This window comes from Streptomyces sp. NPDC013187 (assembly GCF_042899705.1).
Taxonomy (GTDB): domain Bacteria; phylum Actinomycetota; class Actinomycetes; order Streptomycetales; family Streptomycetaceae; genus Streptomyces; species Streptomyces hawaiiensis_A.
Map to the genome: position 1 here is coordinate 12,714 of NZ_JBIBAF010000028.1, position 14,266 is coordinate 26,979.

At 66.6% G+C, this 14,266-nt stretch carries 9 protein-coding genes; 5 read left to right on the forward strand and 4 right to left on the reverse strand.

The window, feature by feature from the left end; all coding sequences use genetic code 11:
* Positions 1-55 precede the first annotated feature (55 nt).
* A complete protein-coding gene (locus tag ACFY5B_RS37870) occupies positions 56-964 on the forward strand; it encodes a helix-turn-helix domain-containing protein (RefSeq protein ID WP_389979255.1) in 909 nt (302 codons plus the stop codon).
* A gap of 16 nt (positions 965-980) precedes the next feature.
* Here the strand turns inward: ACFY5B_RS37870 and ACFY5B_RS37875 are convergent, their stop codons facing one another.
* The 4 genes from ACFY5B_RS37875 to ACFY5B_RS37890 all read right to left on the reverse strand — a co-directional run bounded on the left by ACFY5B_RS37875 (position 981) and on the right by ACFY5B_RS37890 (position 4,081).
* Positions 981-1,793, reverse strand: a complete 813-nt coding sequence (locus ACFY5B_RS37875) for an SAM-dependent methyltransferase (RefSeq protein WP_389979258.1) — start codon at positions 1,791-1,793, stop codon at positions 981-983.
* Between the two features lie 150 nt (positions 1,794-1,943).
* Positions 1,944-2,486 (reverse strand): hypothetical protein, encoded by a 543-nt coding sequence (locus ACFY5B_RS37880; RefSeq protein ID WP_389979261.1) that lies wholly within the window; start codon positions 2,484-2,486, stop codon positions 1,944-1,946.
* Positions 2,487-2,527: 41 nt separating this feature from the next.
* Positions 2,528-3,514: a helix-turn-helix domain-containing protein gene (locus ACFY5B_RS37885; RefSeq protein ID WP_389979264.1), complete on the reverse strand. Its 987-nt coding sequence runs from the start codon at positions 3,512-3,514 to the stop codon at positions 2,528-2,530.
* 297 nt (positions 3,515-3,811) lie between these two features.
* Complete coding sequence (locus ACFY5B_RS37890) at positions 3,812-4,081, reverse strand: hypothetical protein (RefSeq protein ID WP_389979267.1); 270 nt, start codon at positions 4,079-4,081, stop codon at positions 3,812-3,814.
* 991 nt (positions 4,082-5,072) lie between these two features.
* Here ACFY5B_RS37890 and ACFY5B_RS37895 point away from each other — a divergent pair.
* The 4 genes from ACFY5B_RS37895 (at position 5,073) to ACFY5B_RS37910 (ending at position 14,263) form a co-directional block, all read left to right on the forward strand.
* Positions 5,073-11,996 carry a polymorphic toxin-type HINT domain-containing protein gene (locus tag ACFY5B_RS37895; RefSeq protein WP_389979270.1) on the forward strand — a complete coding sequence of 2,308 codons (6,924 nt, stop codon included), beginning with the start codon at positions 5,073-5,075 and terminating at the stop codon, positions 11,994-11,996.
* Positions 11,997-12,029: 33 nt separating this feature from the next.
* Positions 12,030-12,455 (forward strand): hypothetical protein, encoded by a 426-nt coding sequence (locus tag ACFY5B_RS37900; RefSeq protein WP_389979273.1) that lies wholly within the window; start codon positions 12,030-12,032, stop codon positions 12,453-12,455.
* 140 nt (positions 12,456-12,595) lie between these two features.
* Entirely contained in the window at positions 12,596-13,090 is a 495-nt protein-coding gene (locus ACFY5B_RS37905) for a hypothetical protein (protein ID WP_389979276.1), read from the forward strand.
* A 120-nt stretch (positions 13,091-13,210) separates the two neighbouring features.
* On the forward strand, positions 13,211-14,263 hold the full coding sequence (locus ACFY5B_RS37910; protein ID WP_389979279.1) for a Dyp-type peroxidase: 1,053 nt from the start codon (positions 13,211-13,213) through the stop codon (positions 14,261-14,263).
* The last annotated feature ends 3 nt before the right edge of the window (positions 14,264-14,266 follow it).

A 14,266-nucleotide genomic window follows, 5' to 3' on the forward strand; every position in this document is an offset into this window, starting at 1 on the left:
CGGGCTCCATGGTGGGAAACTGGCCTTCATTTCATGGTCCTCTGCAGGAGCCCGCATGTCCGCTGCCGAGCCGAATCGGTTGCCCAAGCTGGAGCGTTACCTCTCCGCCCCCCGGCACAACCCCACGGCGCTGCACTTGATACTCGCGGCCCAGCTGCGTCGGTTGCGTCTGGCGGCGGGGCTGAGCCCGATAGAGGCGAGTGATGCGCTGCGGTGCTCCGATTCGAAGATCAGCCGTCTGGAACGGGGTGAGGTGCAGCTCAAGGAGCGCGACGTCGTCGATCTCTTGCGGCTGTACGGCGTGGGAGGGGAGGATGCCGCGGAGTTCCTCGCGCTGGTGCGCCGCTCCAAGGAGTCTGGGTGGTGGCACCAGTTCACTGATGTGCTTCCCAAGTGGTTCGACAAGTTCATCGGGCTGCAGGAGGCGGCATCTGTCATCCGCACCTATGAGGTGCTGCTGGTGCCGGGGCTGCTGCAGACTCCGGAGTACGCACGGGCCGTGGCGGCTGCGGACCGTCAGCCGGCTGAGGACCCGCAAGTTGCCGAGCGCAGGGCTAGGCTGCGCATGGCACGGCAGGAGCTGCTGGACTACCCCGATGCCCCGAAGTTGTGGGTGGTGCTGGAGGAGGCGGTGCTGCGCCGTCAGGTGGCCGCTCGTGAGGTGATGTGCGCTCAGTTGCACCACTTGGTCGAGGCCGCGCAGCGGCCCAACATACGCGTGCAGATCATTCCGTTCACGGCGCCGCAGTGTGTCACGTCGGGCTTTCCCATTACGCACCTGCGGTTCGACCCTCCCGAACTTCCAGAGATTGTGTATCTGGAGCATGTGCGCGATGCGGTCTACCTCGACAAGGCGGAGGAGACGGAGCAGTACCGGTCGATCCTCGACGGTCTTCTGAACGCGGCGGAGTGCCCACAGGCCTCGCTGGAGCGGATGCAGGAGGCTGCGCGCCGCTACGGCTGAGGGCGAGGACGGCGGCTCATCGAACACAGCCGACTCCCCCGTACTCGATCCATTCCTGCGTCCGCGGCCGGGGGCCGAAGCGCGGATCAGCCCGCCAGGAGGAGACGTCCACCAAGCCGGGCTCGAGCAGGTCCAGGCCGGCGAAGAACGCGTCGACGTCCTTGGGCCGGCGGACCGCTCCCCACTTGCCGGCGGTGCTGTCGCGCATGAGTCCGGTGATGACGCGGCGGACCGTGGCGTCCTCGCTGACGAGTTGGCTGATGGCCAGGTAGCTGCCGGAACACAGGCGGGATGAGATCTGGCGAAGCAGTTCAGCAGGAGCGTCGTCGTCGGGGATGCAGTGCAGGACGGAAATGCACATGGCCGCCACCGGTTCGTTCAGGTCGAACAGCTCAGCGAGACGGGGATGTTCCAGGATGGCGTCGGGGTGGCGCAGGTCTGCCTGAATGACGGCTGTGTTGGCATTCTCTTCTAGCAGCGCCCGGCCGTAGGCCAGAACCATGGGGTCGTTGTCCACATAGATCACGCGAGCCTTCTCGTTATAGCGCTGGGCCATATCGTGGACGTTGTCCCGGGTGGGCAGGCCTGCACCGATATCGAGAAATTGCCGCACGCCCTGTTCTAGCGAAAGAAAACGGATGACGCGCTGGAGAAAGCGGCGGTTGTTGACGGCCAGGATCTGGGCGCTGGGAGCATGCTCGAGCAGCCGTTCGCACGCTTGCCTGTCCGCGGGGTAGTTGTCTTTCCCGCCCAGGTAGTAGTTGTGCATACGGGCCACGCTGGGGCGAGTGACGTCGATGATGTGAGAGAGCGGCGTGTGACGATTCATCCGGCCCCTCACTGCCGCGTCAAGGCGGCTCGCGGACAAGTGCAGAAGCCATCGTAGGGAAAGGTCAGCGAACTGGGCCAGAATCCGGTGACGGTGCCGACCATCGCAGTACAGTGGTAGGTCGCCCTGCGGTTTGCGGTGCTGGGCGGATCAGGCGTGTGGGCGCAGAGCAGTCGGCTGTGAAGGCTCTGTCCGCTTGGCCATACTGCGGTGGGCCGTGCGCAGTTGGCTGGCCACGACGGACTCCTCGACACCTATCAGGTCGGCCGCTTGCTTGTTGCTGAGGTAGAGACGGTGGCGCAGAATGACGACGTCCGCCTGCAGGGGCGGCAGTACACGGTAGACCGTGTTGCACAGGGTCGCCGCTGCGGGACCGCGTAAGGCCTGGGCGATGAGGGAGCCCAGAATGTCCCACGCCTCTGCCGCGGGGCGGCGGCTGGCCAGCACGCTGGCCCAGTTGATGGCCACGCTGCCGAGCGTCGTTTCGACCAGTTCCCTGCTCAGATCGGGATCGGTGATACGGGCGCGGGTGTAGCGCAGGTAGCGGTCCTCGTACAGCAGGCAAAAGCCGATGTAGTCCATGGGCAGGCTGACGGTCAGGCCCGAGGTCCGGCCGGGTGGCTTCACTGCGCACTGGTTGAGCCTGCCGCGGGATGCGGTGGACTTGCGTTGCGGGCCTGGCAGTTCGGCCATCGCAGTGCTCCTGATCGCTGAGCGGGACCGGTTCATGGGTGTCATCTGTCCTGGTCCGGGTGAGTCTCGCTGGCTTGGGCGGCGTTTTGATCCGACGCCGGGGGCAGGGGCGTGGAGGCGTCTTCCTCGACCGGGTCGAGGAAGACGAGGAAGGCATAGTGGACGGCCTCCCACAGCGGGCGGAGTTCTGCAGGAGTGCCGCCGACGGCGCGTACGAAGGCGACCGTAGTCCTCCAGTCAGGGACGAGTCGCCCTGCGAGCATCTCTTTGACCGTGGACTCGGTGAGCACGCCGCCGCTGGCCTGGTGGACGCGCGCGGCAGAGGGGGAAGCTGCCGCCAGGTACAGGCCCCGCAGAGCGGCGTTCAAGCGGGCCACCGCGTCGGGCAGGGCCTGACGCGGTGGCGGGGTGAGCCCCTGGGCGTTCTCCCACAGCACGGCGAGGTCGTCCGCGTCCCCGCTGAAGAGGGTGGCGAGCGTCTCCACCACGGGCCAGGCCGGCACCCGCTCCCCGGAGAGGATGCGTGAGACGTAGGAGGCGGACAGCTCGGTCCTGTCGGCCACCTGCCGGATGGTCAGTTCGCTTGCGCGGTGCAGGTGGGACAACGCTGCTGCCAGTTTGCCTGAGGGGCGGTCACCGGGCTGTCCGGGTTCTTGACTGTCCGGGCGTGGCTGAGCCGCGTGGCCTGCGGGATCACGCTGGCGTGCCGTGGAACGTTCCGAAGCCCGGCGCTTCAGCCGGCGTCGCACGGTCTTCTCCGCCCATCGGGAGCGTGCCGTGGCGGGGCTGACGGCGGCGGCCTCGGCAACGGTGTCCCAGCTGGCTCCCTGGAGGCGAGCGTCGTGCACTGCCGCGCAGACGTAGTACTCCACCTCCCGGGTGAGCTCGGCTGCGCGGCCCAGTAACACCGCCAGGTCCTGCTCGTCGTACTCGGCGGCCAGCAGCCCCTCCGCGAGGGCCTGCACTGACTCGGCGATATTCCGGGCCAGCGGCAGCGGAGGGTCGGTGGTGGTCTGCGCACTGCTCACCGTGGTGCGACTGCGCTCGCGCTGGGCTCGCCTGCGGCACGAAGCGGTGCAGTACTCCTGCTTTCGTCCCGGCTTGCCGGTCCGTTCAAAGCGCTGCCTGCAGTGACGGCACTTGCCGTACTGGGGGCCGCTGCTCGGCATGGTTCCTCCCAGAACGCACACGGGCGTTTCTCTCCGATGCACCGCAGAACTTCAACACCCCTGGAAGAGGAACAGAGGCGTCCGTAGTACGGCGTTCAGTGCGTCACGTCGTTCCCGCCGGCGGCCCGTATGCTGCCGCCGGCGGGAACGTTCCTCTCAGCTGACGCGGATACGCAGGTAGCGGAGGAAGGAGCGGCGGGCCGTGGCGCACGCCAGGGCCGTCGCCGCGGCGCCGGCCGGGGCCTGCCAGGCGTCGGTCACAAGGATGATGGGCAGGACGACCAGTGCGATGAATGCGCTGAGCTGCAGCGTGCCAGCCCAGGCACTGACGATGCGGGTTTGGCCGCGCGGACTGGGCGGAATGTTAGCGTCGTAACCCGTTCCCAGCTGCTTAAGCCAGCTGGAGGCGGCAAGTGGATCCTTCACGAAGAACCTTTCGTTTTCTCGTGGATCGGTCAACACATATGAGGGGCCCCGGAGTTGGTTGGTAGGCCGCCCGGGGTCTTCTCGTGTCAAGTGACGCTAGCGCCTCATCACGCTCTTCCGCCATCCGGTTGAGTTCATTAAGCAAAGCTTCGGCGCCTGGGAAGGCGAATACGAAGTAGGCGGCGGCGCACGCTAATCGAATGCAATTGCAGTGACCCCATCACCGGCATCCAAACGGTCACATCCGATCAAGATGCGTCGAACAATCGCCGATCATGAGACTGTTGCCACACGCTGTCGGCGAGTTCAAGACACAGAGGCGTAATCACATGCGTTGTCGGGCCGGATCTACCCATCAGGCAACGCGCGTCGATCCGCACTTTTCATGAGGTACACTCCTGCGCCCTTCTTTCACTCCGGCGCACTTCGGGGAGGGCCGTGCAGCTGCAAATGCATCGCAGTTTCGTAGCGTGCTATTCCCTGCTGTTACGCGGACGGGTGCTGCCGCCGCAGCTCCTACCCCATGGCAGAGGCGGCGAGCCAAGGGGCGTCTCGTGACCAGGAGCCCCTCACAAGGCCCCCTCGGCCCATGCGCGTCGACCACTGATCGGCAGCCCGCCTGCGTCAACACGCCGCCGCCACACGGTCGCGCCTGCCGCGCCGAGGCCCAAAAGGCTATTGCACCCGCCCCGGGGCAGCCGCCTCATACTCGAGATCGCATGGGCCTGACTCGCAGCGAGACCGGGATCGGGCTGCTTACGACCTAACGCGCGGGACGTGCGACACGTGTTACTGCCCAATCTCGGCCACATACAGCCTCTCCTGTCACGTACATGACGCAACGTGGTTATGGTGTGACGGCTCGTGCGATGAGGGTGGGGTTCACGGGGCCTGGGCGCCCTGTGCAGTGCCTTGGGGAGGGCGCATGCAGTCGCGGGTTGGGCACTTAGGTCTGATCAGACGTGGTCGGCATCGGCTGGCGACAGTCGGTGTGCTGGTCTTGGCCCTGGCCGCGGGGACGGTGTCGGCCGAGGCTTTGCCGCCGGAGCCTCCGCCAGCCAAGACCATGCCGGCGCCGGGCAGGACGTCTTCCCCGGGCCAGGACCGGGACCGGTCTCTGGCCGGGCCCGCAGCAGCGAAGCCGAAGGGGGCGGCAGCCGCCGAGCCCACGACGAACAACGCCGTCTACGCATACGACGCGGCAGGCCGATTAGCCGGCGTCACCGATCCCGGCGGTCAGACGGCGCGTTACCGCTACGACGAGGCCGGCAACCGGCTGGGCATCGACCGCTATGCCTCCAGCACGCTGTCTGTGCTGTCGGTGGTTCCTGTCCGGGCAGCCCCTGGAGCGAAGATCACGCTGTCGGGTACCGGCTTCTCCCCCACCGCCGCCGGGAACACCGTGACGATCGGCGGCAAGACCTCGGCCGTCACCTCCGCTTCCGCCACCCGTCTCGTGGTCACCGTGCCCTCCGGGGCGGTCAACGGGAAGGTCACCGTGAGCGTGGGCGGTGCGTCCGCCGACGCGGTCGAGGCGTTCATCGTGGCGTCGGCCGGGCCGAGCGTGACGAAGGTCGAGCCGGCCTCCGGCGCACCGGGCAGTGAAGTCACCCTGTCCGGTGCCGGGTTCGCTTCCGCGGTGACCGACAACGTGGTGCGGTTCAACGGCTTGGTCGCCGAGGTGAAGAAGGCTTCCGCTTCCTCGTTGACCGTCGAGGTGCCGCCGCATGCCCGTACCGGGCGGGTGGAGGTCGATACCCCGGCTGGTTCGATTGAGGCGCCGGGCGACTTCACGGTCACCGCCGATGGTGAGGGGGCCCTGTACGACACAACGATGAGGGCCTCGTTCACCGATGCGGACCCCTCGCAGGTGGCGGTGGTGACGGCCGAGCACAAGGCGCGGATCCTGTTCGACGCCGAACGGGGCGACACGGTCGGGTTCGGCCTGCAGGGAGGCTCGTTCACCTCCCAGACCTCGATCAGTCTCCTCTCGCCGCAGGGCGAGACAGTCGCCTCCAACAGCTTCGGTGGCACGGCGGCCGACTGGGAGGTCACCGGCCTACCCGACTCGGGGACCTACCAGTTCATCATTGACCCCCGCTCCACCGACACCGGCTCCGTTGCGGTGATGCTGTCCAAGCCGGTCAACGCGGCCGTGTCTTTCGACGGGCCGACGGTGTCCACGGCTCTGCCTCGGATCGGGCAGGACGGCAACTGGACCTTCACCGCAGCCAAGGGCGAATCGCTGAGCATCGGCGTGGATGCCACCGCGATGGGCGGCTATCTGCGCTGCTACGTCTACCGGCCGGACGGCGTCCAAGATGAGTATCTGCCCGTTCCTAACGGGGACAGCAACTCCCTGGACATCGACTCGCTGCCGCAGAGCGGCCAGTACACGCTGCGCTGCGACCCCGACGGCGGCGGCACCGGAACGGTCAAGGTCGCCATCTCCCACTACGTCCAAGGCGGGACGCTCAGCACGACCGGTGCGTCGCCCACCCTGAATATCACCCGTCCCGGCCAGGACGGCATCGCCACCTTCACCGCTCAGGCCGGGGACTTCGTCAGCCTCGCCGCGACGGGGGCGACGATGCCGTCGTACGCAACCGTCACGATCACCGGGCCGGACGGTAAGCGCATCTCCAGCATCACGGCAGCGCCCAACCGTAACGACGCCTGGGACAGTGGGGCGCTGGCGGCCGGCACCTACACGGTGCGGGTGGCGGACCGCAGGGTGGACGTCGGCAAGGTGACATTAACCCTGGCCAAGCCGGCCGACGTGGGCGTGCTCGCGCGTGGCGGTGCGGCGGTGAAGGCAACGGCGGCCCGGGCCGGGCAGAACGTCCATGCTTCGTTCACCGCCAAGGCGGGTGATGACCTGTCGCTGGAGGTGGCGGGGAACACCTTCACCAGCAGCCTCTGGGCGGAGGTACTGGCCCCCTCAGGGACCGCGGTGGTCAGCTCCCGTCTCATCTCGGCCGGCGCTTCCGGCTCGATCGCCTTGACCGACCTCGCCGAAGCCGGCACCTACAAGGTGCGGCTCAACCCCACCAACGCGGCCACCGGCTCACTCAACCTGAGCCTGAAAGCGGCGGCCGCAGCGGCGAAGACGGATGCGTTCACCAGCAACGTGCCGCGGATGTCGGTGAAGAGTGCGTGCCGCGCTGAGCGACTGGCCCGCACGTTCTCACTGTCGCTGCCGGACTGGCTGAAGGTGCGCGCGGATAAGTGTGACCGGCTTGAGCAGCAGGCGAAGGCCAAGGCGGAGAAGGCGAAGAAGGCAGCCGGCATCGTGCCGAAGGGGCGCGACGCCTGGCGGCCGGCCACGCACAACCTCCAGGGCCGGGACTGGCTCACCGGGCGGGGTGCCGGGCCGAAGGCCCCGGCCGCGCTGCGCGCACCGCCCGGCAGCACTGCGGTGACCGGGCACGTGCTGAAGCTGGACGGCAAGCCATTGCCCAAGGTGAGCGTCCGGGTGGGGACGAAGACCACGAAGACCGACAGCCGGGGACGCTTCCTGCTGTCCGGTATCAATGCCGAGGCCACCACCCTGGTCGTCGACGGAGCGAGTGCGAAGACCGACAAGCGCAGCTACGGGCGCTACGACATCCGGATCCGGCCGGTCGCGGGCCGCAGCACCGATCTGGGCTTCCCCGTCTGGATGACGCCGCTGGACACCAAGCACACCGTCACCTTCGACACCCCGACCAAGTCGGACGTCACCCTGACCACCCCGCAGATCCCTGGCCTTGAGGTGCGCATCCCCAAGGGCTCAGTGGTGCGCGACGAGCACGGCAAGCCGGTCACCGAGCTGGGCATCACCGCGATCCCTGTCGACCGGCCCCCCTTCCCGCTGCCCGAGAACAGTGCCGTGCCGGTGTACTTCACCGTCCAGCCGGGCGGCACGTATCTGTTTCCCAAGGGCGCGCAGATCGTCTACCCGAACTACACGCACGAAGCTCCCGGTACGCGGATCGACTTCCTCGCCTACGATCCTGAGCGCAAGGGCTGGCACACCTACGGGCACGGCACGGTCACCCGCGACGGCAAACAGGTCGTCCCTGACGACAAGACGCGCGTGTGGGCCTTCCACGGCGCCATGCTCAGCATCTCCGACGTCATCCCCTTCGACCTCTCCGCAATCTCGGACATCGTCGACTGGCTTTCCGGCGACCCCGTCGACTTGCAGACCGGCCTGCTGACCGACTCCCGCACCGATCTGGGCGTGTCGGGACCGCTGGGCTCGGCCGAGGTCACCCGCACCTACTGGCAGGGCGACACCCGCCCCCGCGCCTTCGGCATCGGCCGCGACCTGTCCTACAACATGTACCTGCACTCCAAACGCCTCTACACAGAAGTGGACTTGTATCTGCCCGGCGGCAAGAAGGTCCACTTCGTACGGACCTCACCGGGCAGCGGCTACGCCGACGCGGTCTTCGAACCCGAAGGCACCCCCACCGCCCTGAACGGCGCCAAGATCACCCAAGAGTCCAGCAGCTGGCACCTGCGCCTGAGGGACGGCACCGACTACGTCTTCCCCTGGTACGGGCCCTTGCGGGAAGTACGCGACCGCCACGGCAACGCGCTGCGCATCACCCGCTCCAACGGCTCCAAGGGCGACATCACGTCCGTCACCGCCCCCGGGGGACGCTGGATCTCCTTCAGCTACGACAACGCCCAGCGGATCACCAAGGCCCAAGACAACACCGGCCGCAGCACCTCCTACACCTACGACGATGCCGGCCGGCTCAAGACGGTCACCGACCCCGCAGACAAGACCAGTTCCTTCACCTACGACGGCGCGACCAACCGGATCGCGACCGCCAAGGACGCCCGCGGCATCGTCTACATGACCAACACCTACTACGCCGACGGCCGGGTCAAGAAGCAGACCCTGACCGAAGGACAGGAATACTCCTTCGCCTACACGAAGACCCCGGCCGGCCAGATCACGGCCACCGAGGTCACCCAGCCGGGCGGCTCGGTACGCAGAGTGGAGTTCGACAACAGCGGCTTCGCCGTCAACGACACCGAGGCGTACGGCACGACCCTGGCCCGGAAGACGCTCTACGAGCGCGGCACCAAGCACCGCATCGCGGCCGTCGTGGATCCCTTCAGCCGACGCACCGAACTCTCCTACGACGCCAACGGGCACGTCACTTCGGCGCTCGAGCTGGCTGGCACCGCCAATGCCCGTTCCACGGGCAAGACTGTCTTCGACGGCCCCTACGACCAGCCGACCCAGGCGGCCGACCCGCTGACGAACGCCACAGTCTTCGGCTACAACACCACCGGTGATCTTGAAACGGTCACCGACCCCGAAGGCCGCAAGACAGGCTTCACGTTCAACGCAAGCGGTCAGGTCAAGACGGTCACCGACAACGCGAACGCGACCAGTGAGTACACCTACCAGCACGGCGACCTGGCCCAGGTGAAGGACGCCGAGGGGCGCATCACCCGGCAGTTCACCGACGCGGCCGGCCGCATCAGCGCCCTCACCGACGAGGCGGGCTCGCAGACCACGGTCCTGTTCGACGCGCTCAACCAGCCGAGGGAGATCACCGACCCGCTGGGGCACACCACCGCGCTCGGATACGACGAGAACGGCAACCTCACCACCCTGACCGACGCCCGCCTGAACACCACCAAGTGGGACTACGACCAGGCCGACCGCCCCAAGACGGCCACCGACCCCCTGGGCGCACAGGCACTGTTCGAATACGACCCGGCCGGGTTCCTCAAGAAGGCCACCAGCAGATCCGGCAACGCCGCCGTCGCCGAGTACGACCTGCTCGGCAGGCCCAAGAGCACCAAGTACGGCGTCGACGCCGCAGGCCAGGCCGAATCCACAGTCACCTACGACTACGACACCCGGGACCTACTCAAGCAGATCACCGACAGCAAAGCCGGCAACCAGGCCTTCACCTACGACGTCCACGACCGCCTGGCCACCACCACCGGCCCCACCGGCAAGGTCACCTACGACTACGACAACGCCGACCGCCGCAAACTGATGACCGCAGCCGGAACCAGCACCACCTACGGCTACGACAAGTCCAGCATCCTCAAATCGGTCAAGACCGGCACCCAGGACGTCACCTTCGGCCTGGACGCCGTGGGCCGGGAGAAGACCGCCTCCCTGCCCGGCGGCATCACCCGCACCACCGGCTACGACACCACCGGCGTCATCAAGTCCATCGCCTACGCCCAAGGCACCAAGACCGTCGGCGACCTGACGTACACCAGGGACGTCCGCGGCCTGCAGACCGGACTGACCGGCTCCCTGACCAAGGTGGCTCTGCCCGCCGCAGAGAGCGGCACGCAGTTCGGCAAGGACAACCGCATCACCACCTATGGCGGCCGCACCTTCACCTACGACACCGACGGGCAGCTCAAGAACGACGGCCTGCGCACCTACACCTGGAACGCCCGCGGGGAACTCACCGGCCTGGCCAAGGCGGGCACCACCTCATCGTTCAACTACGACCCGCTCGGCGGCCGCATCTCCAAAACCATCGGCAACGCCACCAGCCGGTACCTGACCGACGGCACCAACCCCCTGGTCGAACAGAACGCCTCCGGGACCACGACAGCCAGCGTGGCCACCTCGGGCCTGGATGAATTCCTCACCCGCACCGAAGGCGGCAAGACGCAGGTCTACCTCACCGACGCGCTCGGCACCGTCGTGGGCCTGGCCAACACCGACGGCACCATCGCCACCACCTACGCCTACGACCCGAACGGCACCCCCACCGCCACTGGGACCAGCACCTCCAACCCCTACACCTTCACCGGCCGCGAAGACGACGGCACCGGCCTGCTCTACTACCGCAACCGCTACTACGACCCCCAGACCGGCCGCTTCATCTCCCAAGACCCCATCGGCCACGCCGGCGGCACCAACCTCTACCAATACGCCCTGTCCTCCCCCACCACCTACACCGACCCCTCCGGCAACAATCCCCTCATCGCCGGCTGCATCATCGGCGGCGTCGTCGACGGCGGACTCGACTGGCTCACCCAGCGCCTGTCCGGCCGCAAAGTCAACTGGGGCCAAGTCGGCCAATCCGCCGCCCTCGGCTGTCTCGGCGGCATGCTCGGCGCCGGCATCGGCGCCAAGGCCGCCAGCAGAGCCAGCTGCGCCGCCCCCAACAGCTTCACCGGCGACACCCCCGTCCTCATGGCCGACGGCACCCGCAAATCCATCAAGGACGTGAACGTCGGCGACACCGTCCTCGCCACCGACCCTGAAACAGGCGAGACAGGGCCACGCAAGGTCACCGCTCTGATCAACGGAACGGGAGACAAGCAGCTAGTCGACATCACTCTGGATACAGACGGACCCACTGGCACAAAGACCGGCACGATCACCGCCACCGACGGCCACCCGTTCTGGGCCCCCCGACTGTCTCAATGGGTTGACGCTGGCGACCTCAAAGCAGGGCAATGGCTCCAGACGAGCAGCGGCACCTGGGTCCAGATCACCGCCATCCGACACCACGCCGAACAAGCCGCGGTCTACAACCTCACCGTCGACGATCTACACACCTACCATGTCCTCGCTGCCAGTACAGCGGTCCTCGTCCACAACGCTACTTGTGTGTTGGGGACCTTCAACGACATCAGAAACTACATAACTCACCAGCCTGGTGACTTCACCGCCGACTTCCTCAACATCCGCGGCACCATGGCCAACGGTAAGAAAGGCGTCGGAGGGTGGAACTGGACCCGCAACAAGCGCTTCATAGACGAGGCCTTGGCCAGTGGAACACCAATCCGCTTGGTGACCGACCCGACCAAGCCCCTGTACCGCCGAGGAAACGTATATCAGCGAGAATTGAAGTACCTGAAGGACAAGGGCTGGGGCTGGCGTAAGGTTGGAGACTACTGGGAGGTCATCAGAGTCCGCCCGTAAGCCACCCGAAGCGCACAGAAACGAGAGGTACTTATGATTCCAGCCGCTAAGGTCTTCTTTGAAGAGGTGCGCGCAGCTTATGCGGTGACGGCGAACTCTCTGGGATTGTCCGGCCCTGCTGAGGATGAGCGCGTCATACCGGTCTCGACGTACAAGGGTGGTGGGGTCGATTACCAAATCGGGCTCGACCCCAGAGAAGGCACTGTGGAGTGCAGCGTCAGCATCGCGAAAGAGTCCGTGACACTGACCGCAAGCATCGAAGACCTGGCTCTTGCTACCGGGGCCGTAGAGCTGCGGGGCAGGATCTCCTACAGTGCCCGGAATCTAAAGCAACTGAGGAAATCCCTGTTGGGACAAGCTGAATATGTCCGGCTCGTGCACCCGATCCTCTCCGACTCGGCGGCGGAAGATCTGATGCGGCAGGCGGGCGCCCGCGAGTGGAGTAAGAACGCCGAATAGTTCGCAACGCGACGATACGAACGGGGTGCAAGCCGTTCGGCCATCCCGGCAACAGAGAGCTGATCCCCGGTTTTGATCAGTGCCAACGCGTCATGGACCGGCTAGGTATCACCGATACATTCCGAGGCGGGTGAGCGGGCTTGGGAACCATCCTGAAAGGGCTGGGACGGGTCCAGTGGGGTGACCTCGAGGTGCCCGGGGGCTCCGCGCGGGATATTCCCACGTTGCTCTCCAAGGCGGCCTGGTCGGATCGCGAGACTGGGAGCCTGGCCCTGGACTACCTGGCTGATCTGGTATGCGAGTTGGGCTTCGTCATCTCCGAGGCCACCGCTCCGACCGTACCTTTCCTTCTGGAACTGGCCGCTGCTCCTCACGTCGCCTGCAAAGCCGAGGTGCTTCAGCTCCTGCTGAACATCTATTCCTCGCGAGAGTGGAGTCACTCCGCAGCAGATGCTCTTCCTAAGTACACCGACAACTACACCCACAAGGTCCAGTGGGAAGTCACCGCGCACCATGCAGTGCTAGCCGGTCGCCAAGTCGTCGAGGGGCTGACCGGTTCCATCGACCCCGACGTCGCCGAGGCTGCCAGCAAGCTGCTCGATGCCCTCAATGCGGAGGACCCCAGTGCCCCGTAGCCGAACCCTACGAAGCGAGGCGTCTGCCAGGCTGCCGCTCGACCACACCTGTCGACACCGAGGCAGAACTGTTGCCTGCCGGAAAGGTGAGGCCATCCAATGGCTGTAACAAGACGGGAAGTGCTCCGCACTTCCGTTGCCACCGGTGCCGGCGCTGTCGGTCTGGCCGCCGTGAGCGCCGTTGCCCTGCGGGGCAATGCCTCAGGAGGCGCCGAAACGCCAGCCCACCTGCGCGGCGTAGCGCCCCTGCCGTTCACACAGATCCTTTCCTTCGATCTCAACGCAAGCGGCTTGGGACGTGCCAACGTGCTGCGTGCCGCATACGATGCCGTCGCTGAGATGGACGGCGGAGAAATCGCAGCCTGGCTGGCGCTCGGCGAGGGCGCTTTGTCCTCGCGCATCGACCGGCCGCGGCACCTGAAGAAGATGCCCTCGTTTGCAGGTGATGTGCTGGACCCTGCCGCGTCGGATGGCGACCTCTTGCTCCACGTCACCGGGGCCTCAGCCCGCGCGGTACGGCAGGCCGCCGAGCAAGCGCTACGCACGCTGCCGCATCAGCAGCTGCGCTGGCGCGTGGACGGGACCCGACCCGAGAACCGCATCGAGAACGGCCAGGGATTGTCCCGCAACCCATTCCACTTCACCGAGGGGCATGGAAATCCCGCCACTGCGGCCGAGATCACGGGACGTGCGATCGTCAAAGCTGGCCAGGGTGAGCCCTCGTGGGCTGTAGGCGGCAGCTACCAGGTGCTACGGATCATCAGGCTTGCCACCGACTTCTGGGACCGGGACACCCTCGACGAACAGGAACGCATCACCGGCCGACGCCGGAACGGCCGGTGGCTGGACGGCACACCCAGCACCGAACGAGCCGTCTTCGCCACCGACCCCCACGGCAGGACCACCCCGCTCGATGCGCACGTACGCAGAGCTGCACCCAACCCGCGCACCCCTCCCCCGATGGTGCGGCGCAGCTACAACTACGACCGCGGCCCTGACGACCAAGGGCTGATCTTCTCCTGCTTTCAAAGCGACTTGGAGAAGGGCTTCGAAGCGGTACAGCGCAGACTCCAGGGCGAAGCCATGGCCAAGTACACCCTCACCACGGGAGGCGGCTACTTCTTCGTACCACCGCCCGGCGCTTCCTGGCTCGACGCGCTCACGAAGAGCTGATTC

Excerpts from the sequence above, each read along its gene's own strand:
- ACFY5B_RS37870 (WP_389979255.1), top strand. The coding sequence starts at position 56 with ATGTCCGCTGCCGAGCCGAATCGGTTGCCCAAGCTGGAGCGTTACCTC.
- ACFY5B_RS37875 (WP_389979258.1), bottom strand. The coding sequence starts at position 1,793 with ATGAATCGTCACACGCCGCTCTCTCACATCATCGACGTCACTCGCCCC.
- ACFY5B_RS37880 (WP_389979261.1), bottom strand. The coding sequence starts at position 2,486 with ATGGCCGAACTGCCAGGCCCGCAACGCAAGTCCACCGCATCCCGCGGC.
- ACFY5B_RS37900 (WP_389979273.1), top strand. The coding sequence starts at position 12,030 with ATGATTCCAGCCGCTAAGGTCTTCTTTGAAGAGGTGCGCGCAGCTTAT.